Origin of the sequence: Polynucleobacter sp. UB-Piko-W3 (assembly GCF_018881635.1) — a bacterium.
GTDB lineage: Bacteria > Pseudomonadota > Gammaproteobacteria > Burkholderiales > Burkholderiaceae > Polynucleobacter.
The window spans coordinates 204,462-228,272 of the sequence record NZ_JACVPY010000002.1 but is presented as its reverse complement, the minus strand read 5'-3'; the positions used below and the strand labels follow the sequence as shown (position 1 = coordinate 228,272).

26 protein-coding genes are annotated in these 23,811 nt (G+C 45.9%); 7 read left to right on the top strand and 19 right to left on the bottom strand.

What is annotated here, in order from left to right; genetic code table 11:
- The first annotated feature begins 3 nt into the window (after positions 1-3).
- From ICN31_RS01420 to ICN31_RS01400, 5 genes are read left to right on the top strand one after another with little or no spacing between them, the layout of a single operon-like run.
- Positions 4-1,500: a glycosyltransferase family 39 protein gene (locus tag ICN31_RS01420; RefSeq protein WP_216257879.1), complete on the top strand. Its 1,497-nt coding sequence runs from the start codon at positions 4-6 to the stop codon at positions 1,498-1,500.
- A gap of 49 nt (positions 1,501-1,549) precedes the next feature.
- The gene (locus ICN31_RS01415) at positions 1,550-2,593 is read left to right on the top strand and encodes a lysylphosphatidylglycerol synthase transmembrane domain-containing protein (protein WP_216257878.1); all 1,044 of its coding nucleotides are present in this window, start codon (positions 1,550-1,552) and stop codon (positions 2,591-2,593) included.
- Positions 2,594-2,611: 18 nt separating this feature from the next.
- The gene (locus ICN31_RS01410; protein WP_216257875.1) at positions 2,612-3,871 is read left to right on the top strand and encodes a glycosyltransferase family 9 protein; all 1,260 of its coding nucleotides are present in this window, start codon (positions 2,612-2,614) and stop codon (positions 3,869-3,871) included.
- 5 nt (positions 3,872-3,876) lie between these two features.
- Positions 3,877-4,668 (top strand): phosphatase PAP2 family protein, encoded by a 792-nt coding sequence (locus tag ICN31_RS01405; protein ID WP_216257873.1) that lies wholly within the window; start codon positions 3,877-3,879, stop codon positions 4,666-4,668.
- A gap of 6 nt (positions 4,669-4,674) precedes the next feature.
- Entirely contained in the window at positions 4,675-5,544 is an 870-nt protein-coding gene (locus ICN31_RS01400) for a 23S rRNA (adenine(2030)-N(6))-methyltransferase RlmJ (protein WP_216257871.1), read from the top strand.
- Positions 5,545-5,564: 20 nt separating this feature from the next.
- Here the strand turns inward: ICN31_RS01400 and ICN31_RS01395 are convergent, their stop codons facing one another.
- The 12 genes from ICN31_RS01395 to ICN31_RS01340 all read right to left on the bottom strand — a co-directional run bounded on the left by ICN31_RS01395 (position 5,565) and on the right by ICN31_RS01340 (position 14,934).
- Entirely contained in the window at positions 5,565-6,131 is a 567-nt protein-coding gene (locus tag ICN31_RS01395; protein ID WP_216257869.1) for a heme-binding protein, read from the bottom strand.
- A 69-nt stretch (positions 6,132-6,200) separates the two neighbouring features.
- Entirely contained in the window at positions 6,201-7,145 is a 945-nt protein-coding gene (locus ICN31_RS01390; RefSeq protein ID WP_216257867.1) for an LD-carboxypeptidase, read from the bottom strand.
- Positions 7,142-7,600 carry a tRNA adenosine(34) deaminase TadA gene (tadA, locus tag ICN31_RS01385; protein WP_216257864.1) on the bottom strand — a complete coding sequence of 153 codons (459 nt, stop codon included), beginning with the start codon at positions 7,598-7,600 and terminating at the stop codon, positions 7,142-7,144. Before tadA ends, ICN31_RS01390 begins: the two co-directional genes overlap by 4 nt.
- The gene (gene queD, locus ICN31_RS01380; RefSeq protein WP_088524602.1) at positions 7,600-8,064 is read right to left on the bottom strand and encodes a 6-carboxytetrahydropterin synthase QueD; all 465 of its coding nucleotides are present in this window, start codon (positions 8,062-8,064) and stop codon (positions 7,600-7,602) included. Before queD ends, tadA begins: the two co-directional genes overlap by 1 nt.
- Before the next feature lie 49 nt (positions 8,065-8,113).
- Entirely contained in the window at positions 8,114-8,770 is a 657-nt protein-coding gene (gene queE, locus ICN31_RS01375; RefSeq protein ID WP_216260664.1) for a 7-carboxy-7-deazaguanine synthase, read from the bottom strand.
- A gap of 21 nt (positions 8,771-8,791) precedes the next feature.
- Positions 8,792-9,529: a hypothetical protein gene (locus ICN31_RS01370; RefSeq protein WP_206075422.1), complete on the bottom strand. Its 738-nt coding sequence runs from the start codon at positions 9,527-9,529 to the stop codon at positions 8,792-8,794.
- Positions 9,505-10,206 (bottom strand): hypothetical protein, encoded by a 702-nt coding sequence (locus tag ICN31_RS01365; protein ID WP_216257862.1) that lies wholly within the window; start codon positions 10,204-10,206, stop codon positions 9,505-9,507. The genes ICN31_RS01370 and ICN31_RS01365 overlap by 25 nt, the downstream gene beginning before the upstream one ends.
- Positions 10,207-10,227: 21 nt before the next feature.
- Entirely contained in the window at positions 10,228-11,025 is a 798-nt protein-coding gene (locus ICN31_RS01360) for a ferritin-like domain-containing protein (RefSeq protein WP_216257860.1), read from the bottom strand.
- A gap of 23 nt (positions 11,026-11,048) precedes the next feature.
- The gene (gene guaA, locus ICN31_RS01355) at positions 11,049-12,656 is read right to left on the bottom strand and encodes a glutamine-hydrolyzing GMP synthase (protein WP_216257858.1); all 1,608 of its coding nucleotides are present in this window, start codon (positions 12,654-12,656) and stop codon (positions 11,049-11,051) included.
- Between the two features lie 13 nt (positions 12,657-12,669).
- Positions 12,670-14,133, bottom strand: coding sequence for an IMP dehydrogenase (guaB, locus tag ICN31_RS01350; protein ID WP_088524598.1), 1,464 nt, complete (start codon positions 14,131-14,133; stop codon positions 12,670-12,672).
- Positions 14,134-14,159: 26 nt separating this feature from the next.
- Positions 14,160-14,510: an RnfH family protein gene (locus ICN31_RS01345; RefSeq protein ID WP_088524597.1), complete on the bottom strand. Its 351-nt coding sequence runs from the start codon at positions 14,508-14,510 to the stop codon at positions 14,160-14,162.
- Positions 14,503-14,934 carry a type II toxin-antitoxin system RatA family toxin gene (locus ICN31_RS01340; protein ID WP_088524596.1) on the bottom strand — a complete coding sequence of 144 codons (432 nt, stop codon included), beginning with the start codon at positions 14,932-14,934 and terminating at the stop codon, positions 14,503-14,505. Before ICN31_RS01340 ends, ICN31_RS01345 begins: the two co-directional genes overlap by 8 nt.
- A 25-nt stretch (positions 14,935-14,959) precedes the next feature.
- Between ICN31_RS01340 and smpB the strand changes: the two genes are divergently transcribed.
- Positions 14,960-15,412: an SsrA-binding protein SmpB gene (gene smpB / locus ICN31_RS01335; RefSeq protein WP_088524595.1), complete on the top strand. Its 453-nt coding sequence runs from the start codon at positions 14,960-14,962 to the stop codon at positions 15,410-15,412.
- 60 nt (positions 15,413-15,472) lie between these two features.
- On the opposite strand, the gene ppsA is transcribed toward smpB, so the two are convergent.
- Positions 15,473-17,878, bottom strand: coding sequence for a phosphoenolpyruvate synthase (gene ppsA, locus ICN31_RS01330; RefSeq protein ID WP_216257856.1), 2,406 nt, complete (start codon positions 17,876-17,878; stop codon positions 15,473-15,475).
- Between the two features lie 104 nt (positions 17,879-17,982).
- Here ppsA and ICN31_RS01325 point away from each other — a divergent pair, with 104 nt between their 5' ends.
- Complete coding sequence (locus tag ICN31_RS01325; RefSeq protein WP_216257854.1) at positions 17,983-18,810, top strand: pyruvate, water dikinase regulatory protein; 828 nt, start codon at positions 17,983-17,985, stop codon at positions 18,808-18,810.
- An 8-nt stretch (positions 18,811-18,818) separates the two neighbouring features.
- Here the strand turns inward: ICN31_RS01325 and ICN31_RS01320 are convergent, their stop codons facing one another.
- The 6 genes from ICN31_RS01320 to lpxD are packed head-to-tail and all read right to left on the bottom strand — an operon-like array spanning position 18,819 to position 23,811.
- Positions 18,819-19,643: an RNA methyltransferase gene (locus tag ICN31_RS01320; protein WP_216257852.1), complete on the bottom strand. Its 825-nt coding sequence runs from the start codon at positions 19,641-19,643 to the stop codon at positions 18,819-18,821.
- A gap of 2 nt (positions 19,644-19,645) precedes the next feature.
- Complete coding sequence (gene rnhB / locus ICN31_RS01315; protein ID WP_216257850.1) at positions 19,646-20,239, bottom strand: ribonuclease HII; 594 nt, start codon at positions 20,237-20,239, stop codon at positions 19,646-19,648.
- Positions 20,236-21,441, bottom strand: coding sequence for a lipid-A-disaccharide synthase (gene lpxB, locus ICN31_RS01310; protein ID WP_216257848.1), 1,206 nt, complete (start codon positions 21,439-21,441; stop codon positions 20,236-20,238). The genes rnhB and lpxB overlap by 4 nt, the downstream gene beginning before the upstream one ends.
- Positions 21,442-21,450: 9 nt before the next feature.
- Entirely contained in the window at positions 21,451-22,248 is a 798-nt protein-coding gene (gene lpxA, locus ICN31_RS01305; RefSeq protein ID WP_216257846.1) for an acyl-ACP--UDP-N-acetylglucosamine O-acyltransferase, read from the bottom strand.
- Entirely contained in the window at positions 22,248-22,697 is a 450-nt protein-coding gene (fabZ, locus tag ICN31_RS01300) for a 3-hydroxyacyl-ACP dehydratase FabZ (protein ID WP_216257844.1), read from the bottom strand. The genes lpxA and fabZ overlap by 1 nt, the downstream gene beginning before the upstream one ends.
- Before the next feature lie 46 nt (positions 22,698-22,743).
- Complete coding sequence (gene lpxD / locus ICN31_RS01295; RefSeq protein WP_216257841.1) at positions 22,744-23,811, bottom strand: UDP-3-O-(3-hydroxymyristoyl)glucosamine N-acyltransferase; 1,068 nt, start codon at positions 23,809-23,811, stop codon at positions 22,744-22,746.

Genomic DNA, 23,811 nt, shown 5'->3' with positions numbered 1-23,811 from the left:
CCTATGCGCCATCAATCACCTTCAAGTTGGGCAGTAATCTGCGTTTGCATAGCAGCGCTAGTACATTTTGCCCTGGGTTTTTCAATTGAATTTTCGGTTGATGAAGCACACTACGCCTTATATGCCCAACACTTAGCTTGGAGCTATTTTGATCACCCGCCATTAGTCGGTTGGATTCAGTGGCCACTCGTTGCCCTCACCTCTTCAGAAGGCTTCATTCGCTTAGTGCCAGAGTTGTTATGGGTTATCTCCTGTCTCTTGGTTTACCAAGTCACGCTCGAGATACATCACTTTATTCAAGGTCGTAACTCAGGATATCTCACCAGCGCACTGCCCTCTGCCAATGCTTGTGGCCTGATGGCTGTGCTCGCTATTGTGGCAGCGCCAATGCCACATGTACTAGCTATTGGTTTATTACCTGACACTTTGTTGGCGCCCTTAAGTCTTGGTCTCATGTTCATGGCGCTACGTTGGTTAATTCAAGATCACTTCTCGATTGGCGATTGGTTATTGACGGGCGCATTACTAGGATTAGCTGGCCTCAGTAAATACACGGCCATATTTACTGCACTTGCTTTAGTGCTTGTATTTGTAGTTGCCCGCAGAAAACCTTGGATTAGCAAAATCGGTTTTTGGTTGGCAATCCTACTCGCCCTCATCTTCATTGGGCCTGTACTCTATTGGAACTGGCTCAATGATTGGATTTCCTTTAAATACCAAATCGCTCATGGTAGCGGCGGCGAATGGTTATGGCGTAGATTAGGTGCATTTCTTGGAATTCAAATTCTCGTCTTTGGTCCATTGCTCATTATTGGCAGCTATATTTTTCTGAAAGACTGCATTCGCGCAACTAGGCTTTCTTTATTGGCATTATTCGGATTCTTTTTTATCCCCTTTACTATTTTTGCAAGTCTTTCCGGTGGTGGTGGCCTGCCTCACTGGACAACACCTGCGTGGTTTTGTTTGGCACCCTTCGCGGGTATTGGTTTAGCAAAGGCTTGGTCTCTTCAACATCGAACCGTCATACGCGCTCTATTGATCTTTCAAATAGCACTTTGCCTGATTGGCTTTGGCTTTGTTTTGTCTGGTGGCATTACTTCTGCGTCCATTAAGTCCAATCCTATTGCTGATCTTTATGGCTGGAAATTAGCAGGACAAAAAGCAGCCGAACTCACCGAAGCCACTAAAGCAGATGGCATTGCTGTACAAAACTGGACACTAGGCAGTCGTGCTGCTTGGTACGCAAAACCGATTCCAGTATTTGTTCTTGATCAAAGAAAAGATCAATTTGATATCTGGTTTGGGCAGCTGCCCTTGGGAGCAAATATTGTTCTCATTAATTGGTCTGGCATGAGCTTCTCACCCCCTATTTCCAGTCAGTCAGCCTTTGAACGTTGCGAACTCTTAGATAGCCTAGAAATCACGCGCTTTGGCCAAGTACTGTCTAAATTTGACTTTAGCCTCTGCAGCAACTGGCAGGGACCCGTTTTTGCACAGTAAATAGCGTAAATTCAGGATCTTAGGCGTCCAAGGCATTATCCTTACGCCTATGAGCTCAATCCCCCAATCCACCTCTAAAACCCCTTCTGGGTGGAAATCAATTCTGAAGCGTGCATGGCCCACCATTCGTATTTTGCTATCGATTGCACTCCTATGGAAAGCAACTAGCGGAATTGATTGGCACGCCCTATTTAATTCTGAAATCAAAATGGAGCCGATTTGGTTTTTAGCTGCTTTGGCCAGCATGATGACCGCCTTTATCTGTGGCGGCTATCGCTGGGGACTATTGATGCAGGCAGTTGGATTCCCGCGTCGCATTCATTCTTATATCGGTCTTTATTTTGCGGGCGGGTTAATCAACCAAGGCCTACCAAGTACATTGGGCGGCGATAGCTATCGCGCCATTACCGCGACCCATCTCACCAGCTCCGGAAAATTAAGCGACACCAAAGAATTGGATGAAGAACTCCATCATGCGGTTGATATAGGTCATGCCACACCCAAATTACGACTGAGCTTTTCAATGACTTTAGTTGATCGCCTTCTTGGTCTTGCTGGCAATAATTTGTTGGGCGGGATTGGTTTAATAGTAGGCGGCGTAACTCTAGCTGCTTGGGGTCAGGATTTAGGCTACGCCGTACTGAGCATCATGTTGTTGGCAGGACTGATCATCGCCTTTGTCTTGGCATGGACTCCTAGCCGTCAATTGCTTCAAAAGCTACTTGACCGTTTGCAAATGAATAATGCAATGCCTGGTATCAAGCTAGCTTTTGCTTGGCCTACGAATATTGCGCAAGCTTTTTTAGCTATTGGAATTCACTGCCTAACCATTCTCACTCTTTTATTCTGCATGAAGGCATATGGAGTTGATGCGCCCATCGAGGGATTGATGATTGGTTTGCCAGCACTCAGTTTATTACTCATGCTTCCTATTAGCATCTCAGGCTGGGGATTACGTGAGGCCACCTTATCTTCAGTATTAGCGTTGTGGGGTGTTAATCCCTCTTTAACCGTACTGGCATCTATTAGCTATGGCGCAATTACTGTTTTATCGGTATTACCTGGTGCATACTTTTTACTAAAACGAAAATAATTCTTTCAGAGAAAAACAATGACTATTAGCGTCAATACTATGCGTGCCATTGATCATTGGGTCGGTGTACCACTGTGTGCAATCGCTAGCCCACTAGTAGCCTTGATGGATGGCATCAAGAATATCTTTAGTCGTGGTCCAGAAGCCCCAAAGAAATTACTATTTATTGAGCTCTCAGAAATGGGTAGTGCCATTTTGGTTGACCCCGCTATGCGTAATGCACAAGCTCGTGGTGCTGAACTGTTCTTCTTAATCTTTAAGAGTAATCGTGCGAGTCTCACTCTACTCAATACCGTCAAACCAGAAAATATTTTTACCATTGACTCCTCTAGCTTGATTGGCTTGATTAAAGATACTTTACGATTTTTAATCGTCGCTCGTCATCATCGTATTGATACCGTGATTGATCTAGAGCTCTTCTCGCGCTTTACCGCCCTACTTACCGGCTTGTGTGGCGCCCGGCATCGCGTGGGATATCACATCTTTCATGGTGAAGGCTTATGGCGTGGTTTCATGCTCACCCGCAAGGTGCACTACAACCCACATATCCACATTACTAAGAATTTTCTATCTTTAATTCATGCGGCCTTTGCAAAACAGATCGAAGTGCCATTCAGTAAGATTCAGATCCCAGATTCTGAAGTACGTTTAGAGCAAGCAGTCATCAATCCAATAGCGCTTGAGAAAGTACGTGAGCGAATTGAAAAATTAGCAAAAGAAGCTGGTGTTGAATATACCTACGGTAAGAACCGCTTAATTTTGATTAATCCAAATGCTAGCGACTTATTGCCACAACGCCGCTGGGCTCAGCAGCGTTTTTCTGAATTAATTCAAGGCGTACATCAACAATACCCAAGTGATCTGATATTGATTACCGGCTCTCCTGCTGAATTTGCTTACGTAGAAAAAGTGCGTGTAGTAGCCAATATCAAGAATGCCCTGAACTTTGCGGGCCAAGTTAGCTTTACAGAACTACCGCCGCTCTATACCCTCTCAGATGTGATGGTGACCAATGATTCTGGTCCAGGGCACTTCTCGGCTGTCACTCCATTGAGAACGGTTGTCCTTTTTGGGCCAGAGACTCCGGCCCTCTACGGATCGATCGGAAACTCAATTGCGATCACAGTGAACTTAGCATGCTCTCCATGTGTAAGCGCTGCTAACCACCGTAAAACGCCATGTCAAGATAATGTTTGCATGCAAGCCATCACCGTATCCCAAGTCTTAGAAAAAGTCGCCATCCAATTACAAGACGCAGATAAGGCTAAGGGTCGCTAAGCGAAATGCGCAACAAAGTAATTCCGACATTAGCCTGGTTTATTCCGCTAGCCCCACTAGTCCTTGCATCTGCCATCTATTTTGGTGAACTACAAAGTAGTAGCTTTTTATATCTCAATGAATTAGCACAAACCTTGCCTGATACCCTATGGGTATGGCTCACATTTCTAGGCAATGGATGGGGAGTCTTCGCCATTACCTTTCCCCTCCTCTTGCTAGCGCCCCGCGTGTTAACTGCCGGAATCTTTGCTGGTGTCATTGTGGCAATTACAAGCACCGCTTTAAAGAGTTATTTTGACCTACCAAGACCGGCTGGTGTTTTAGCAGATGGTAGCTTTTATCGACTGGGTGAACCCTTACTTCATAAAGCATTCCCCTCTGGGCATACCCTCACGGCTTTTGCTATAGCTGCAGCCTTATATTTTTCTTGTGATAAAGATAAACGTAAACCCCTGTTGCTTCTATTTGTTGTTGCAGCCCTCGTTGGTTTATCACGCAGTGCCATTGGAGCTCACTGGTTAACCGATGTATTAGGTGGCGCAGGCTTTGGAATATGGTGTGGAATGCTAGGAGCTCTCTTTGCGAGCTTCATTCCTGAAAGATATTTTTCGCTTCAGGGGGCGTGGCTTCGGCTCGTAGCCATTGGCAGCATAACTGCTATTTATGCCCATCTGACTCAAATCATGGATCATGAACTCAATCTGCCGCTTCAATATGGATCAATAGCCATACTGCTGATCACTTTAGCTTTTTTTATTAAAGCGCAATTTAATACCTCGCTCACCAAATCAGAGTGATTCACCATGTTTAGTTATCGACACGCGTTTCATGCTGGCAGTCATGCCGACATTCTCAAGCATCTAACTCTGATTCATCTGGTCGAATATCTGCAGGAAAAGCCTGGCGCCCTGACGATTATTGATACACATGCTGGAGCCGGTATTTATAGTCTGAAAGATGGCTTTGCCGCAGTCAGCAAAGAAGCTGAGGGTGGAATATTCCGACTTCTTAAGTTTATCGAGGTAGGTAATCCATGCGCAGAGAGTGTTAAAAAATATGTAGCCCTTGTTCAAGCGGAAAATATGGGTAATGAACTTGCTAGCTATCCTGGATCACCTTTTATTTTGGCTCACTTACTAAGGTCACAGGATCGACTCAAATTATTTGAACTACACCCCAAAGAGATCGACATACTGAGACACAATGTGAGAGAGTTGGCGCAGGCAAAGCAGATTGATGTTTATGCCGAAGATAGCTTTGCCAGACTCAAAGGCTTAGTGCCACCGCCAAGTAGACGTGGTCTAGTACTGATTGACCCTTCTTATGAGGATAAACAGGACTACCGATATCTTGAACTAGCGCTGGAAGAAGCTTTGCAACGCTTTGCTACTGGCTGCTATGCCATTTGGTACCCGATCCTCTCCCGAAGAGAGTCAGCAGTACTGCCAGATCGCATGAAAAAAATTGCTGCTAGCCATACACGCTCATGGTTACAGGCTGAGTTAAGGGTTGAGAATGCGCCAGGAGAGCGTCGCCTACAAGCTAGCGGTATGTTCATCATCAATCCGCCATGGACTCTGGAAAAGCATTTGGCAGAGGCTTTGCCCACTCTCACTAAGGCATTAGGTGTAGACGCTGGTGCTCAATTTTTACTAAAGAGCTTCGAAGCTTAAGTAATTCACTTCAACAGTTTCTAGTCCCGCACATCGATCATAATTTCATTTCGGCGCATAAATGGTAGCGTCCAAGGCGGGTTATAGCGTGCAAACTTTGGCGCACTGGCTACCTGAAGATTTTTAGTCTTCATCCACTCCTCTAGCTCTAGAGTTCTTTCGGCGACTTTATTCGCATTATAAAAACCAGAAAAGCTAATCACTGCTCGCTTTACTGCAGGAATCTGTCGAATCTGCACCTTAGAGTTCAGGGGCTTTGGCAAGTTTTCCATAGTGTATTGAGCGGGCATCACAAATGAAACAATCAATTGGCCAGCATTTGATTCAATGCTGACTGGAGAAGTCATCGCAATCTTGGCGCTTTTGGGTGCCTGCTCTTCAATTGCCACTGGTGTCGTCATGGCAATCTTCTCGCTCACTTGGTTCTGTCCAAAGATATAGGCCGCAATGAGACGAAAACCTTGGCCGGAGGCCTCCTCTAAATCACCCTCTACCTTCACCTCAGCCAAAATCATGGGCGCATAGGATCTCAGCTCAAACGGAGGTGTTTTTTCTAGGACGGTAAATTGCGGTTCTTCAGTTGCCATTACTGCTCCCGTAAAAGTCAGCGTAATCACAAGCAGAATAATTCTCACTAGAAACTGCTTTAATCGCATCTACCAGTTTGCCTTGAGATGAAAACCATTACCGTTGTAATCTAAAGTTGCCTGCGCACCCACAGGCAGCGTTACCTTATTGGCTTGATGACCAAATGGTAGACTCGTCAAAATAGGAATGTTATCTGGTAAACGCTGACGGATAGTCTCAATAGCCCGCTCCAATGTATAACCTTTATCGTTATCGTAAAGGCGATAGGCAGAAAAACTGCTCAACAGAATCGCAGACTGATGATTCAGAATGTCAGCATCGAGCAATTGCATCAGCATTCGCTCTAAGCGATAAGGATGCTCATTCACATCCTCTAAAAATAAGATGCCATTTTGAGTTTGCTGTAAGGATGGTAAATACGGAGTTCCGACCAAGCCCGCTAGGACTGTTAAGTTACCACCCCATAAAATCCCTTTAACTTCACTACTATTTGCCTTGGCCAAAAAGGATTGTGGTGCTGATACTTTGCAATCCAGCTTTCGGTCTTGAATAGCAGTTTGAAAATGGCTCCACATAAATGCATCAGGAGCGATTGCTTTACCGCCGTCATCAAGCTTACCAAAATCATAGTTCAGCATTGGCCCAGATAAAGTGATGGCGCCTGTCTTAGCCAATAAGCCCAATTGAAATACTGTGAAATCACTATGACCAGAAATTTGTAAGCCATTGCCGATGGCCTTGGCAATGCCGACCCAATCGATCTTTGGTAGTAGACGATGAATACCATAACCACCCCGCATAGCCATGACTACAGTTTCAGGGGCAAGTGTCACTAAGTTATTTAATTCATTTAAGCGCACTTCATCATTTCCAGCAAAACGCTCATGAACACGCTTCACGCATTCTGAATTCAGAATCGCAATACCCTGACTCTTTAGCCAATCAATCCCAGCTAAAGGACTTTTATCGTCTAGAGTTGCTCCGGAAGGAGCAATCAAGTGAATGGATTTCAACGTCGCTCCTTAAAAAAATCACGCAGTAATTGACCGCACTCTTGAGCCATCACTCCACCTTCAATAACAGTCTGATGATTGAGTTGTTTTAATGAGAATACATCCAAAACACTGCCAGCAGCACCTGTTTTTGGGTCTGCGGCCCCATAAACAATCCGGTCAACTCTAGCATGCAGCATTGCACCAGCGCACATTGTGCAAGGCTCTAAGCTTACATATAGCGTTGTACCTGGTAAACGGTAATTTTCTTCAGCTAACGCGGCTTGTCTTAGCGCCAGCATTTCAGCATGAGCACTAGGATCATGATTAGTGATAGGCTGGTTAAATGCCCTAGCAATCACCTGGCCATCGCGCACTATCACAGCACCCACTGGAACCTCACCCGCAAGAGCAGCCAACCCAGCTTGCTCTAGAGCCTGCTGCATGAACTGGCGATCAAGCTCTACTTGCTTCATTAGGGATGATGTACGTCAGCCCAGCAATTGGGTGTCTCATATAAACGAAGAGCAGAAAGCTCAAGGCGCCCACCAAAAGCTTTACTAAATACTGGCTGCAAAATAGCAAAAGCAGTATTGGCTAAATTTTCAACAGTAGGGACATGCTCCATTACGACTGTTTTGTGATTAGGTAGTGTCGCCAAGAAAGCAACTAAGCCCTCATCCTCTTTAGCTACCAAAAATGCATGGTCCCAAAGATCAACAATATACTGATTTGTTAGGCGTTTAATATCCCCAAAGTCGAGCACCATACCGTCATCAGCCTTACCAGGATGATCTGCAACCTCTCCAGTTAAGGTAACTTCAATTGCATAACGATGTCCATGCAAATGCTTACATTGCCCATCATGATTGGGAATGCGGTGTCCTGAGTCAAACTCAAGACGGCGGGTGATGGAAATTGCAGCTTGTTTACTTGTCATTTAGATCTCATGAGTAGCACTACTGGACTTAGCCAGATTATCGAATACTTTATCTAATACCGATGAGTTTATGGGATTGGAGACTTAATCTCCAAAGTGGGCGTTTTTGGCACAGACTGATAGCTAATTCAGTATTGATTTTAAGGTTTGCCCCATCCATTGGCTGCAAGAAGCGATTACGATAATCCATCTTCTCAAAACGTGCCAATAACTTTTCCAGAGAATCATGCCCCTCTTGAGGTATTACTAACTTGAGCTCATTCGCTTGGAGAACAATTAAATCAGAGCCTGCTTTGGGACTGACACATACCCAATCGACACCCTTAGGGACTTTGATAGTGCCATTTGTTTCAATCGCAATCTCGAAACCTTTTTGATGAAGCTTTTCAATAAGCTCTTCATCTAGCTGCAACAGCGGTTCACCACCCGTGAGAACTACATAGCGCTGTTGTGGCCCTGCTGAAGTACTTGTCCATGAAGACTCAATAGCATTCGCCAAATCTTGAGCAGTTTCAAACTTTCCGCCACCATCACCATCACTACCTACAAAATCGGTATCACAAAATTTACAGGTAGCAGTTGCACGATCCTCTTCACGACCACTCCATAAATTACAACCAGCAAAGCGGCAAAAAACAGCAGCTCGTCCAGCATGGGCGCCTTCACCCTGAAGAGTAGGAAAGAGTTCTTTAACGGTATACACAATGAGCCTATTTTAAGCGCATTACTACTTCCAGGAGACTAGCTCCCACTGAAGATAATCTTCCCAATAAGCGTTAGGCCAATAGACGCCAGCTGTAATGTAGCGCCCACTACCTCTGCGTATGACCCAGCGACCAATTTCAGGTGCAAACCATACATTCTCTTCGCGCACACTTTGAAGCCTAAAAAGGTCATTACTCGCAAAATAAGGCATCTCATTGTGATAGTGAATGGTGAGAAACTTTCCAGCGGGAGACTGGATTTGCTCCCATGCAAGCGTGGCCATGCTTAGCCCCCAGTAATAGCTAGCATCGGGATAGTTAAGTACTTGATACTGGGTTTTGTAAAACCGTGAAGAACCTACTTGAAGTTGCTCTGGCCAAAGAGGAATTGGCTGTTGAAATAACTGCGGAGGACTCCAGTGAGGATCTTGCAAAATGAAACCCCAAGGTGATTGGATTTCATCTGGAAGTTGGCCGGTCTTAACTCCAGACCTTGCAATACGAATTTCACTACCAACCGAGACAACCCTCTCGGTAACGGTATCAACAATTTCTTGATTAAAAACATTGCGAACCTGATAGACCCACTCTTGCCCAACCTTAGGCGCCCTAACGGCAGGTGGGGATGCGGGTTGCGCTACATTTACACCCTGAGGAAAAGGTTGCGCGGAAATACACCCCGCCAAAATAATAGGTAGGGCTACAAGTAAAAATACTCGGCAGCGATTTATTTTCATTACTTGTAAGAGGTCAGCTGCCATTGGTAACTTCCCTCTAATATGGTTACACCGATCTGGCCTTGAATTTGATAAGAGCCAGACGCCTCACGAGCCACCCATCGCCCAATTTGCGGAGCAAACCAAACCGTTTCCTTACGAATGCAATCTACTTTATTTGCATCTGAACTCTCATAATTGATGAGATTCTGAAAGCGCAGCGCAACAAACTCTCCTGCAGGGACGGTGATTTTTTCCCAGCCCTGCACACTCATATATTCCTGCCAATTTAAACTGGAGTCAGAGTAACCAGCAACACTGTACTTGGTAGTAAATTGCTTACTCCAGTCAGTGGAAAGTTCTAGTGGCCATAGGGGTAGCGAAGGATTAAAGTTCAGCAAACGAGACCATTGGGTATCCGTTGCAACCATACCCCAAGAAGTTTGAATTTCACTAGGCAGCATCCCACCATCTTGATCGCGGCGATCAATCACAATATTCGGTCCAATCTTAGAAATGCGCTCAGTAACTAAGCCAAGTGTTTTACCATTGAAAACATCCTTTTTTATATAGGACCACTCTTGACCAATCTGGGGTGGTCGAACTGTAGGCGTTGGCTTGGGGGCTGCAATCGGAATCCCACGCTCATAAGAAAGTGGTACACCACAAGCAACTGGAGCCAAGGCGGCGGATGCAATAAATGTTCGACGAGATAAATTCATATTTCCTCCAGGTTTATCTAATTATGTTCCAAGCAGACTTAACTCTTCAGAGGTGAACCCCGCTTGTTTGCGAGCCTCTAGGTTAAATGGGCCTCTTAATGTCGGGGCGCAGTATGCCCTAGCTAATTCTTTATAAGTCTTAATTGGAGACACGTTCTCTTTGGCACATAAAAAATTAAACCATCGATTACCAATCAGCACATGTCCCACTTCATCTCTTAAGATAGTTTCTAAAATTTCGACAACCTCATGATCTTTAATTTGCTTAAAGCGATCTCGTATGGCTGGGACCGCATCTAAACCTCTGGCCTCCATTGTTCTGGGGACTAAAGCCATTCTGGCGATGACTGCATCCGAGGTTCTTTCAACCATCTCCCATAAACTATTGTGAGCAGGAAAATTTCCGTAGGCAACACCAACCGATTGCAGATGATTCTCAATCAAGCTAAAGTGGTGAGCCTCTTCCTTAGCAACCCTTAACCAATCCTCGTAGTATTGTTCAGGCATATCAGCAAATCGCCAAATTGCATCTAGCGCAAGATTCATGGCATTAAATTCAATATGGGCAAGAGAATGTAGTAAAGAAAGCCTGCCCTCAACCGTATCCATTTTTCTTTTGGGAACAGTTAATGGTGGAACTAACTCTGGCTTTTGTGGGCGTCCAGGAAGTGACAGCCCATCTGCATTCAAAACACTGGATGTATCTAGATCGATGTGTTCTTGCTGATACTGGATAAATAATTGCTTTACCCGTTCAACCTTGGTTGTCGGATTAGTGATGGCCAATAATTCAAGGGCAGTTTGGCGAAGCTCTGGCATTGATGACAGAAGTCTAGAAAGAATTATTCCCACTCAATCGTTGCAGGCGGTTTTCCACTAATGTCATAAACCACTCGATTGATACCACGCACTTCATTGATAATGCGATTCGAAACTTTACCCAATAACTCATGCGGTAAGTGTGCCCAATGGGCAGTCATAAAGTCTTGCGTTTGCACTGCCCTCAACGCCACGACATATTCATAGGTTCTGCCATCACCCATGACACCAACTGATTTGACTGGGAGAAATACTGCAAAGGCCTGGCTGGTTAAGTCATACCAAGACTTTTGACTAGCTTCATCAATCGTGTTGCGCAGCTCTTCAATAAAAATGGCATCAGCGCGTTGCAAGAGGTTTGCAAACTCTGCCTTGACTTCCCCCAAGATGCGAACACCTAGACCTGGTCCAGGGAATGGATGGCGATAGACCATCTCTCTTGGTAGACCTAAAGCAACGCCGAGCTCACGAACCTCATCTTTAAAAAGTTCACGTAACGGCTCTAATAACTTCAGATGCATATCTTCTGGCAAGCCTCCCACGTTATGGTGACTCTTAATCGTATGCGCGCCTTTTTTACCTTTGCCAGCAGACTCAATTACATCTGGATAAATTGTTCCTTGAGCTAACCACTTGGCATTCTCAATCTTGCCAGACTCAGTCTGGAAAATTTCTACGAACTCTTTTCCGATAATCTTGCGCTTCGCTTCAGGATCAGAAAGGCCAGCCAATTGACCCATGAAGGTATCTTTGGCATCCACGCGAATCACTTTAACGCCAAGATTGCGGGCAAACATCTCCATTACCATATCGCCTTCGTTCAAACGAAGCAGGCCATGATCTACAAAAACACAAGTGAGTTGATCACCAATTGCGCGATGAATTAAAGCCGCAGCGACACTAGAGTCAACGCCACCAGATAAGCCCAGGATGACTTCATCATCTCCAACCTGCTTACGAATATTTTCAACAGCTTCAGCAATGTAATCGCCCATCACCCAATCTGGCTTGCATTTGCAAATCTCATGCACAAAACGCTCAATGATTGCAGTACCTTGGATGGTATGGGTCACTTCTGGATGGAACTGAAATGCATAGAAGCGGCGCTCTTCGTCTGCCATACCCGCAATAGGACAAGACTCAGTAGAAGCCATTAACTTAAATGAAGGTGGCAAGGTCGTTACCGAATCGCCATGGCTCATCCAAACTTTGAGGATGCCATGGCCTTCACTAGTAGAGAAATCCTGAATACCTTTGAGGAGATTGGTGTGGCCATGAGCACGAACCTCAGAATAGCCAAACTCACGTGCCTTACCTAATGACTCAGCAGAGGCTACAGCACCACCCAATTGGGTTGCCATGGTTTGCATGCCATAGCAAATACCAAGAACAGGGACGCCTAGTTCAAAAACAATTTGCGGTGCGCGTGGGCTGCCAGCTTCTGTTACTGAGCTAGGGCCGCCCGAGAGAATGATTCCCTTGCCGCCCTGCTCTTGAATAAATTTACGAATGAATTCTGGATCACAGTCGTAGGGATGGATCTCTGAATAGACTCGTGCATCACGTACACGTCTAGCAATTAATTGGGTTACTTGTGAACCAAAGTCGAGAATCAGTATTTTGTCGTGCACGAAAGAAACAGCCTTAATCAATATGGTAATTCGGCGCTTCCTTAGTGATCTTCACATCATGAACGTGTGACTCGCGCACACCCGCTGAAGTGATTTCCACAAAATTGGCTTTTTCATGTAACTCGGCAATGGTTTTGCATCCCAGATAACCCATCGAGGAACGAATGCCTCCTGTGAGTTGATGCAAGATCGCAAGCACGCTACCCTTGTAAGGGACTTGCCCCTCAATACCTTCTGGAACGAGTTTCTCTGCATTGGCTACGATATCACTCTGGAAATAACGATCTGCAGAACCATCAGCCATCGCGCCCAATGAACCCATACCGCGATAACTCTTATAGGAGCGTCCCTGATATAAGAACACTTCACCCGGGGCTTCTTCTGTACCAGCAAACATACCGCCCATCATGACGGAGCTTGCGCCAGCGGCAAGCGCTTTTGCAACATCACCAGAGTAACGAACACCACCGTCAGCGATTAATGGAATACCGGTGCCTTTCAGTGCTGCAGCTACATTGACGATTGCACTAATTTGAGGAACGCCAACACCCGCAACAATCCGAGTAGTACAAATGGAGCCAGGGCCAATACCAACCTTCACACCATCAGCACCATGATCAGCTAGGGCTTTAGCAGCATCGCCAGTAGCAATGTTGCCGCCAATCACCTGAACGTGTGGAAATTTTGTCTTAACCCATTTGACGCGATCTAAAACACCCTGACTATGGCCATGAGCGGTATCCACCACAATCACATCGACACCAGCGCGCACTAAAAGCTCAATACGCTCATCATTATCTGGACCAACACCCACTGCAGCACCTACACGCAGCTTGCCTTCACCGTCTTTACAGGCATTAGGGTGCTCTGTGGCCTTGAGAATATCTTTCACGGTAATGAGGCCGCGTAACTCAAATTTATTATTGACAACCAATACGCGCTCTAAACGATGTTGACTCATTGAGCGCTTTGCTTCTTCTAATGAGCAGCCCTCTTGTACAGTCACCAAGCGCTCACGCGGCGTCATTTTGGTTTTAACTGGGGCATCTAAATCTTCTTCGAAACGCAAATCACGGTTCGTAATAATGCCGACAACTTCTTTACCTACTAAAACTGGAAACCCAGAGAAGCCATGTTCACGAGAAAGCTGAATCACTTGGCGCAGAGTGAAATCTGGACCGATCGTGATTGGGTCGCGCAAAACACCAGATTCATAACGCTTTACTTTTGCTACTTCACGCGCTTGCTCAGCTGGCGTTAAGTTTTTATGAATGATGCCAATGCCACCCTCACTAGCCATGGCAATTGCCAAACGACCTTCGGTCACGGTATCCATTGCAGCAGACACCAGCGGTGTATTGAGAGAAATTTCCCGAGTTAACTTACTTGCCAGACTGGCATCTCGAGGAAGTACCGATGAATAGGCCGGCACGAGGAGCACATCGTCAAAAGTGAGTGCTTTTTGAATGAGTCGCATACAAAACCCCTAGTCACAAAAACAGATTATAGCCTCCTAGCCTTTCTTTTAGCAGCGGCAGCCTGGAATTTGGCGTCCTGATTCTGGTTAGCCTTCTTACGGCGGACGCTTTTAGGGTCAATTAACAGGGGGGAATACAGCTCCAAACGATCACCAGAGTAAATGGGGCTGTCCCAATCTTTACGCTTGCCAAAGACCCCAAAACAGCCTTTTCTGCCTAGGAGTGGGTCATCTTGACCTGTGGCAATACCCGCCCTTACCAAGGCTAAGCCCACCGTAGCAAGCTCACCCTCCTCAAGAATAAATTGGAACGGGCTCAGAACAGGGTCACCCTTTCTGGCATCGCAGAGTAAAAGATCTAGTCTGCGGCTAGCCATCCAGATCCTCAGCTCTTTTCACAAAACAATCAACAAAAGTGCCGGCAATATGGCTAAAAACAGGGCCAATAATCTTATCGAGAATGGCACTCTTAAATTCCCAATGAAGCTTAAATTCCACCTTACAGGCATCTTCTCGCAAAGGAATGAAATTCCACTGCCCCGAAAAATGCTTAAAAGGTCCATCCACAAAGACCATATCAATGGTTTCTGGGCGATGGTTGATATTGCGGGTATGAAAAAATTGGTTAATACCCTTGAAATGAATATTAATTTTGGCGTCCAGGACCGTCTCAGTTTGCTCAAAAATCTCCACCCCGCCACACCAAGGCAAAAACTCGGGATATTTCGCCACATCAGTTACCAAGCCATACATCCGGTCGGCTGATTGCCCAATTAAAACGGTCTTGTAGACGTCTGCCATAATCGATCTTGGAAGCTAAATAACTATGAGTATCGTCGATAACAAAAAAGCTTTCTTCGATTATTTTATCGAGGAACGCTTTGAGGCCGGACTTGTGCTGGAGGGCTGGGAAGTCAAAGCCATCCGCGCTGGTCGCGCGCACATCAAAGAAGCGTATGTCGTCATTCGCCAGGCGGAGCTTTTCCTGATCGGCTGCCATATCACCCCCCTGCTTTCTGCTTCCACCCATATTGTTCCTGATAGCACCCGTACCAGAAAACTCCTGCTCAATGCCATTGAGATTCGTAAGCTCATCGGCAAGGTAGAGCAAAAGGGTTACACCTTAGTACCCCTAAACCTGCATTTTTCCAAAGGTAATGTGAAGTGTGAGATTGGGCTAGCCCGAGGTAAAAAACAGCATGACAAACGTGCTGCCACCAAAGAGCGTGAATGGGAAGTGCAAAAAGGTCGCATTGCTAGAGGCGATTTGAATGCCTAATATTTCTAAGAAAAAAGGCCTAGATTGAGACTAGGCCTTTTGATGTGCTGCTTGAGTAATTTAGGCTTTTAAACTCTTTCCCAACATCTCCCAAGTTTCCACAACGCTATCTGGATTCAATGAGATAGAAGTAATCCCTTTCTCCACTAACCAGCGTGCAAAGTCTGGGTGATCTGATGGGCCCTGACCACAGATACCAACATACTTGTTTTGTTTGCGACAAGCATCAATAGAGCGCGCAATCATGAACTCCACTGCTGGATCACGCTCATCAAAGTCAATCGCAAGCAATTCCATGCCAGAGTCGCGATCTAGTCCTAGTGTTAACTGCGTCATATCGTTAGAGCCAATCGAGAAGCCATCGAAATACTCTAAGAACTGATCAGCCAAAATCGCATTCGAAGGAATCTCGCACATCATGATGAGGCGCAAGCCATTGACTCCGCGCTTCAGACCAAGCTTCTCCATCATCTCAATCACGCGCTTAGCTTGATTAATGGTACGTACAAACGGAATCATGATCTCGACGTTATCAAGCCCCATCTCTTCACGCACACGCTTCATCGCTGCGCACTCAAGTGCAAAGGCTTCGCCAAAATCTGCAGATACATAGCGTGATGCGCCGCGGAAACCTAGCATTGGATTTTCTTCATCCGGCTCATAGCGTGAACCACCAATTAACTTCTTGTACTCATTCGATTTGAAATCGGATAAACGAACGATCACGGGTTTTGGATAAAAAGAGGCTGCAATCGTTGCCACTCCTTCAACTAATTTATCTTCATAAAACTGACGTGGGCTGGCGTAACCGCGAGCTACGCTCTCTACTGCACGTTTGAGCTCTGGATCAATATTGGGATACTCCAATACAGCACGTGGATGTACGCCAATATAGTTATTGATAATGAATTCAAGACGGGCAAGGCCTACGCCTGCATTGGGGATTTGGCAGAAATCAAATGCCAACTGAGGATTGCCAATGTTCATTGTGATTTTCACTGGAATCTCTGGCAATACACCTCGAGATATCTCGGTGACTTCGGTTTCGATCAAGCCATCATAAATATGACCCTCATCACCCTCAGAACAAGAAACGGTCACCATCATGCCATCTTGCAAATGCTCGGTAGCATCACCGCAGCCTACTACTGCAGGCACCCCTAGTTCACGTGCGATGATCGCTGCGTGGCAAGTACGGCCGCCACGGTTAGTCACAATTGCAGAAGCGCGCTTCATCACTGGCTCCCAGTTCGGGTCAGTCATATCGGCAACCAATACATCGCCTGGCTGAACACGATCCATTTCGCTAGGATCACGAATGATTCTGACGGGGCCTGCACCAATCTTCTGGCCAATTGCACGCCCTTTAGCTAGTACTTTGGAGCTGCCTTTGAGTTTGTAGCGCATCTCGACTTGACCAGCTGCTTGACTCTTCACAGTCTCAGGGCGCGCCTGAAGAATATAGATACGGCCATCTTGACCATCTTTGCCCCACTCGATATCCATTGGACGACCGTAGTGCTTTTCGATAATGACAGCGTATTTAGCCAGCTCGGTGATGTCTGTATCCTCTAAAGAAAAGCGATTACGCTTCTCAGGGGTGACATCCACAGTTTGTACTTTCTCGCTAGAGCCTTTAGGTGCAAATTGCATCTGAATTAACTTAGACCCTAAAGAGCGACGAATGATCGCTTTTTTATCTTGGGCTAGCGTAGTTTTAAATACATAAAACTCATCAGGGTTCACCGCACCCTGCACGACGGTCTCACCTAAACCGTAGCTAGAGGTAATAAAGACGACATCCTCAAAACCAGATTCAGTATCTAAGGTAAACATGACGCCAGCCGCGCCAAAATCAGAACGGACCATACGCTGAATACCGGCAGATAAAGCTACTTCAGCATGGGCAAAGCCCTTGTGCTCCCGGTAAGAGATGGCGCGATCGTTGTAAAGGGAAGCAAATACCTCACGAATTTTCTTCAGAACATCGTCGATGCCTTCAACGTTCAAAAATGTTTCTTGCTGGCCAGCAAAGGAGGCGTCTGGCAGGTCTTCCGCAGTAGCAGATGAACGTACAGCAAAGGAGCCTTTGCCAGAATCGTCCAAAACTGCAAAAGCTTTACGAATTTCTTCATCTAACTTGGCCTGAAATGGCGCCGTTTCGATCCATTCACGAATCTCTGCACCAGCCTGCGCCAGTGCACGTACATCATCAATATTTAAACCTTCCAAACGCTTCTGAATGCGCTCAGTCAGATTATTATGTTTCAGAAAATCACGAAATGCCAAAGCGGTAGTCGCAAAACCAGTTGGTACACGAACTCCAGTGGAAGCCAGCTGAGAAATCATCTCACCCAATGAAGCATTCTTACCGCCGACTGATTCAACATCAGTCATACGAAGCTGCTCAAAAGGCAAAACATAGGCATCTGCCATACTGCTATTTTGTTGCTGTTGGTTGGACATAAAATACTCTCTAAGGGTAGGAAAACTGGTAGAGCGGCCACTCAAATGGGGCATACTTCAATAATTCCTATTGTAGTGCTGACCCTGACTTTTAGGCCAAATCCATGTCTACCGAAACCCGTATCGTTTTCATAGTTTCTGACGGAACCGGCATCACTGCCGAGAACTTCAGCCAATCGATTTTGGCTCAATTTGAGGCCACTTTTAAGCACATCCGCATCCCTTTTGTGGATAGCGTCGACAAGGCTCATGAGGCTGTCAGCAATATCAACCAGGCATTTGAAAAATATGATGTTCAGCCCATTGTGTTCACTACTTTAGTGAACCCTGAACTCAATCATATTGTCAGCAAAGCTAACGGCCTTATTTTGGATATGTTTCAAACCTTTGTGGCACCCCTAGAGGCCGCACTTGGCATGAAATCCACCCACGCCATGAACCGTCTACATCACAATGCAGATACCGAGGCTTACAAGAATCGTATCGAAGCCATCAATTACTCTCTCGCTCACGATGATGGGCAATCGAATCAAAATCTGGTTGAGGCTGATGTCATATTGGTTGGTATCTCGCGGGTTGGCAAAACCCCAACTAGCCTTTACTTAGCGATGCAGTATGGGTTGAAGGCAGCAAACTATCCACTGATTCCAGAAGACTTTGAGCGAGGACATCTGCCTAAAGACTTGATGCCCTATCGCCAAAAGATTTTTGGCCTCATGATTGATGCTGAGCGGCTTTCAGAAATTCGCAATGAACGACGTCCAGGTAGTAATTACGCCAAGCTAGAAAACTGCCGCTACGAAATTAATGAAGCAACTGCAATGATGAAAAAGCAATCTATCCCTTGGGTTTTAACCACGAGTAAATCCATTGAAGAGATTGCAACCACGGTATTGCAGGCCATGAAATCGGATAAAACGATTCTGGGCTAGTGTTAAATTTAACTGCGCCTGATGCGAAGCGTTTCAAAGAGGCATACCGCCGCTGCAGTAGAGACATTCAATGACTCTACTCTGGCATCAATCGGGATCGATACTCCTTGGGCTTGAGCTAGAAGATCTTCGGAGACTCCCTGTCCTTCGCTACCCATGATCCAAGCAACAGGATGCTGAAGTTTTTGTTGCAGTGAGTAGATTTCACAGTCAGCATCTGCAGTAGCGGCCAACATTGGAGCGGTCACTGCACTGAGTACTTGCTGATTTGACCAAGCTTCATGTAGATCCAATAAGCGGTGTGAGCCCATCCCAGCTCGCAATACTTTACTAGACCATAGGTGTGCACAACCCGTTGTAGCAATGACTTTGGTGAATCCTGCAGCAGCAGCTGTACGCAAGATAGAGCCGACATTCCCTGCATCTTGAATGCGATCTAGGATCAGCACATCACCAGCAAGCGTAGCGATCGATTGCGATGGGGTTAAGCAAGTTTTTGGCAGATCGAGCAGACCCGCAATATGTGGTGCATTCACTAACTCACTCAGTAAATCCCATAAGGAACTATCGAGTTGATAAACCTTGGTATTGGGACAGACTTCTATATGTTCATATACTGCCTGTGAGATTTCTGCATTCTGAAGGCCAAGCTCTGAAGTTAATAAGGTTCTTAAGGCGGGATCACCCACCCAGGTTTGTACGAGATGAATGCCTTCCAATAAAGCCTGGCCACTTGCTAGCCTTGCCTTCTGACCCTTTGAGCCAGTCGCCTGCAAAAGGCGTATCTCTTTAAATAGAGGATTTTCTTTAGAGCTAATGAGGTCAAAGTTCATGGCTAAGCTGTAAGACCTTCAAGCACTTTTCGTACAGGAGAAAAACTTCTGCGATGCTCATCGCATGCACCAAATTCTTTGAGAGCGGCAAAGTGTGCTTCGGTTGGGTAGCCCATATGCTGTGCAAATCCATACTGTGGATGGAGCCTATCTAATATTTGCATCTGGCGATCGCGTGTTACTTTAGCGATGATAGATGCCGCTGAAATCGCTGGCTCTTTGGCATCCCCCTTAATAATTGCCTCAGCAGATATCGGCAACTCAGGGCAACGATTGCCATCAATAAGTGCTTTATCTGGCCAAGCGCCTAATCGCACCGTTAAATCCTCGATCGCCCGCTTCATCGCTAACATCGTGGCTTGCAAAATATTAATCTCATCTATCTCTGCGGGACTAGCTTGGCCAACACCCCAGGCCTTGGCTTTCTCCATGATTTGTTCGTAGAGAAACTCACGCCGTGCAGGAGTCAGTTTCTTGGAGTCTCTTAAGCCTTCGATAGGATTGCTTGGATCCAGCACTACCGCCCCTGCCACGACCGCACCGACTAATGGACCTCGCCCAGCCTCATCAACTCCGCAGACCCAAATCAGACTCACGACTGCACTCTTTTCTGACGACTGTTTGTGATAGTTTGAGCAACTGCTTGCGCAACCAAGAGGCCCGTTGGACGACGGAGGGTCTCATGCATTTGAGAAAACCGCGTCTTGAGTTCGGCGACTTTATTGGGATGGTTCAACCAATCAATGAGAGCTTGGGATAACTTTTCTGCAGTAGCCTCATTTTGTAACAGCTCTGGAACTACAAACTCACCACATAAAATATTCGGCAAACCGACATAGGGCAAGTAGCCTTGACGTTTCATGATTTGTGCAGTTAACCAAGGCACCTTATAAGAAATCACCATGGGTTTTTTCCATAGCGCTGCTTGCAATGTGGCAGTACCACTGGCAATTAACACTACATCTGAGGCTTCTAATACTTCATCAGCCATACCATCAAGTAACTGAATCTGAATATCAGGATTCAGATTTTTAGCTTGAAGTAGAAGCTCCTCCAACGGCGCACGTAATCGTGGTGTAGCTATCGGAATTAAAAACTGAAGCTTCTGTCCTTTTAACTTCTCAGTCAACAACTGCATCGTTTCAAAAAAAACTGGGGCAATGAGCTCAATCTCTGAACTACGACTACCAGGCAACACTGCAATCACAACTCCATCTAGCGCACCGCTAGAAAGATTTAGTGTATTGGTGATTTTTTCTCGGGCTTCGTTTGTATTTGGTTCAAGTGGAATTTCACTTGCCAAGGGGTGACCCACATAGGTTGAAGCCACACCAGCTCGATCATAGATTTCAGTTTCAAAAGGGAAAATACACAGCATGCGCTCGACAGCCTGAGAAATCTTCTTAATACGGCCCGCTCTCCACGCCCAAATCGATGGTGAAACAAAATGCAAAGTGGGAATACCTGCTTTGCGTAAATGGAACTCAACACCTATATTGAAATCTGGAGCATCTACCCCTAAATACACATCCGGGCGCCCTTCGCCTGTCAGATTTTGGATGAGATCCTTACGGAGCTTCAAAATAGCAGGAAGCTGTTTGATTGCCTCAACATAGCCTCGAACACTCAAGGTCTCCATAGGCCAATCGGAACGCATGCCCTGAGCTTGCATACGAGGGCCGCCGATGCCATAGATCTCCAAGCAAACCATATCTGGAATTTGATTCAAAGCGCTTAGCACTGGTGCAGCAAGTAAATCACCAGAGGGTTCTCCCGCTACACAAGCTAACTTAGGCAAAGTAAAGCCTTAGCGAATGATGCCGCGCGTAGAGGCGGCAATGAAATCATGAAACTGAGTCAATTTTTCTACAGTAGCAGTATCAGCTGCATGTGTACTGATCATTTTTTTGATTTCTACCTTGGCATCTTCGAAGCTCAATCCATCCTTATAGAGCACTTTGTAGGCCTGGCGCAATGCAGAAATCGTTTCACTTGAAAATCCACGGCGCTTGAGACCCTCAACGTTAATTCCATGAGGGCTAGCCTTGTCACCAGCTGCAATCACAAATGGCGGAATATCTTGAACTAAAACAGAAGCTCCGCCTAACATGACATGCTGTCCAATGCGAACAAACTGATGTACTCCAGACATACCGCCCATAATCGCCCAGTCATCAACGTGAACGTGGCCTGCAATTTGTGCATTACTAGAGAAGATGGTGTGATCGCCTATCTGGCAATCATGCGCAATATGCACATAAGACATGATCCAGTTATCACTTCCAATACGAGTGATACCTTCGTCTTGCGCTGTGCCGGTATGAATGGTTGTGAACTCACGTACTGTATTGCGATCACCAATAATGAGTTGAGTAGGTTCGCCGCGGTATTTCATATCCTGAGGCGGGCCACCAATGGCAGCAAAGTGCGCAAAATTATTCTCTTTGCCGATAGTCGTATAACCCTCAATCACGGTATGTGAGCCTACTTTAGTGCCGGCACCAATCTTGACATTAGGGCCGACAACAGAGTAAGGGCCAATCTCAACATCGCTAGCCAACTCCGCTTTGCTATCAACTACGGCGGATGCATGAATCCGAGTCATTACGCGCCTTTCGTACGAACCGCACAAGTGATATTTGCTTCTGCAGCAATCTCACCATCTACTGCTGCTTGAACGGAAAACTTATAAATACCAGCACGTCCGCGCTCTAATTTAGCAGTCATGATGAGTTGGTCACCCGGTAGGACTGGCTTTTTAAAGCGGGCATTATCAATTCCAGCGAAATAATAAATTGCATCCTCTGCACGTTCTTCTGAAAAAGTCAGTAGCGCAGCAGTTTGTGCCAAAGCCTCAATAATGAGCACTCCCGGCATTACCGGAAAGTCCGGAAAATGTCCCTGAAAAAATGGTTCATTCATCGTCACATTCTTTAATGCTGTAATAGATTCACGTGGTGTGATTTCGAGCACGCGATCAACTAGCAAAAATGGATAGCGATGCGGCAATAAGTTCAGAATCTTATTGATATCGATCGCAATTGGCTTGCTCATGGGCTACCTACTTAAAAGTTAAAATAAATGTAATTACTGGCGGGTCTTAAGATCCAGAACCTTTGCTCTTATCCAATAAACGCAAACGTTGACGTATTTTATCTAGGCCACGCAAGATCGCTGCATTTTTCTCCCAGGCACTATGGAGCATTGAGGGGTAAACACCCGTAAAATGCTGTCCTGACTCGGTTATAGAGCGAATAATTGAGGTATTGCCAGAAACCGTAGTTCTATCCGCAATAGTGAGATGCCCTGCAAAATTCGAGGCGCCTCCAATGATGCAGAAATTACCAATTTTTGTACTGCCCGAAATAGCGGCGCACCCTGCAATCACACAGCACTCACCAACAGTGACGTTATGCGCAATTTGTACTTGATTATCAATTTTAGTTCCAGAACCAATCATGGTGTCACTCATAGCACCACGATCAATTGTGGTTGAAGCACCAATCTCGACATCATTACCAATCACTACTCTGCCGGTTTGTGGAATCTTGACCCACTCTCCGCCAGTTGCAGAAAAATCTGGTGCAAACCCAAAACCATCGGCACCAATCACAGCGCCACTATGAATAATGCAGCGCTCGCCAATTTGAGTTCCGTAATAAATTGAAACTGAAGGGTAAATCAGTGTATCGCTTGCAATAACGCTATCTCTAGCAATCGAGGAATTTCCCAAAATCGATACACGCTCGCCTAACTTTACGCCGGCACCGATTTGTACAAAGGGTCCAATATGGCATGAAGCTGGAACAATTGCAGTTGAATCTATCACAGCGCTTGGATGTATTCCAGGGGCATATGTTGGCGAGCTTTCTTTTGCAAAAAACTGCGCCATTCTGGCAAAAGTTGCATAAGGGTTTTTAGAGACAAAGTAAACCCGCTTTGATGAACCAAGGCTTGGATTCGCTTGTAAAAAGTCTAAGTCGGCTTTACTAACAATCAATGCCCCTGCAAGGCTATCACTGGCCTGTTGGCGATACAGTGGATTGGAGAGGAAAGATATTTGGTTTGATTGCGCCCGCTCCAAAGGAGCGAGGCCAGTCAATACTCGGGAGGCCTCCCCCACCAAGCTTGCTTGAAACTGTTCGGCCAGCTCGATGGCAGTCGGCAT

What these genes read in the sequence shown, in the direction of transcription:
- ICN31_RS01400 (WP_216257871.1), top strand. Translation starts at nt 4,675, where the DNA reads ATGTTTAGTTATCGACACGCGTTTCATGCTGGCAGTCATGCCGACATT.
- ICN31_RS01420 (WP_216257879.1), top strand. Translation starts at nt 4, where the DNA reads ATGCGCCATCAATCACCTTCAAGTTGGGCAGTAATCTGCGTTTGCATA.
- lpxA (WP_216257846.1), bottom strand. Translation starts at nt 22,248, where the DNA reads ATGACTCGGATTCATGCATCCGCCGTAGTTGATAGCAAAGCGGAGTTG.
- ICN31_RS01405 (WP_216257873.1), top strand. Translation starts at nt 3,877, where the DNA reads ATGCGCAACAAAGTAATTCCGACATTAGCCTGGTTTATTCCGCTAGCC.
- ICN31_RS01320 (WP_216257852.1), bottom strand. Translation starts at nt 19,643, where the DNA reads ATGAACTTTGACCTCATTAGCTCTAAAGAAAATCCTCTATTTAAAGAG.
- lpxD (WP_216257841.1), bottom strand. Translation starts at nt 23,811, where the DNA reads ATGCCGACTGCCATCGAGCTGGCCGAACAGTTTCAAGCAAGCTTGGTG.
- ICN31_RS01360 (WP_216257860.1), bottom strand. Translation starts at nt 11,025, where the DNA reads ATGCCAGAGCTTCGCCAAACTGCCCTTGAATTATTGGCCATCACTAAT.
- ICN31_RS01365 (WP_216257862.1), bottom strand. Translation starts at nt 10,206, where the DNA reads ATGAATTTATCTCGTCGAACATTTATTGCATCCGCCGCCTTGGCTCCA.
- fabZ (WP_216257844.1), bottom strand. Translation starts at nt 22,697, where the DNA reads ATGAGCAAGCCAATTGCGATCGATATCAATAAGATTCTGAACTTATTG.
- ICN31_RS01345 (WP_088524597.1), bottom strand. Translation starts at nt 14,510, where the DNA reads ATGGCTAGCCGCAGACTAGATCTTTTACTCTGCGATGCCAGAAAGGGT.
- ICN31_RS01340 (WP_088524596.1), bottom strand. Translation starts at nt 14,934, where the DNA reads ATGGCAGACGTCTACAAGACCGTTTTAATTGGGCAATCAGCCGACCGG.
- ICN31_RS01410 (WP_216257875.1), top strand. Translation starts at nt 2,612, where the DNA reads ATGACTATTAGCGTCAATACTATGCGTGCCATTGATCATTGGGTCGGT.
- smpB (WP_088524595.1), top strand. Translation starts at nt 14,960, where the DNA reads ATGAGTATCGTCGATAACAAAAAAGCTTTCTTCGATTATTTTATCGAG.
- guaB (WP_088524598.1), bottom strand. Translation starts at nt 14,133, where the DNA reads ATGCGACTCATTCAAAAAGCACTCACTTTTGACGATGTGCTCCTCGTG.
- ppsA (WP_216257856.1), bottom strand. Translation starts at nt 17,878, where the DNA reads ATGTCCAACCAACAGCAACAAAATAGCAGTATGGCAGATGCCTATGTT.
- ICN31_RS01395 (WP_216257869.1), bottom strand. Translation starts at nt 6,131, where the DNA reads ATGGCAACTGAAGAACCGCAATTTACCGTCCTAGAAAAAACACCTCCG.
- tadA (WP_216257864.1), bottom strand. Translation starts at nt 7,600, where the DNA reads ATGAAGCAAGTAGAGCTTGATCGCCAGTTCATGCAGCAGGCTCTAGAG.
- ICN31_RS01415 (WP_216257878.1), top strand. Translation starts at nt 1,550, where the DNA reads ATGAGCTCAATCCCCCAATCCACCTCTAAAACCCCTTCTGGGTGGAAA.
- ICN31_RS01370 (WP_206075422.1), bottom strand. Translation starts at nt 9,529, where the DNA reads ATGGCAGCTGACCTCTTACAAGTAATGAAAATAAATCGCTGCCGAGTA.
- queD (WP_088524602.1), bottom strand. Translation starts at nt 8,064, where the DNA reads ATGACAAGTAAACAAGCTGCAATTTCCATCACCCGCCGTCTTGAGTTT.
- ICN31_RS01325 (WP_216257854.1), top strand. Translation starts at nt 17,983, where the DNA reads ATGTCTACCGAAACCCGTATCGTTTTCATAGTTTCTGACGGAACCGGC.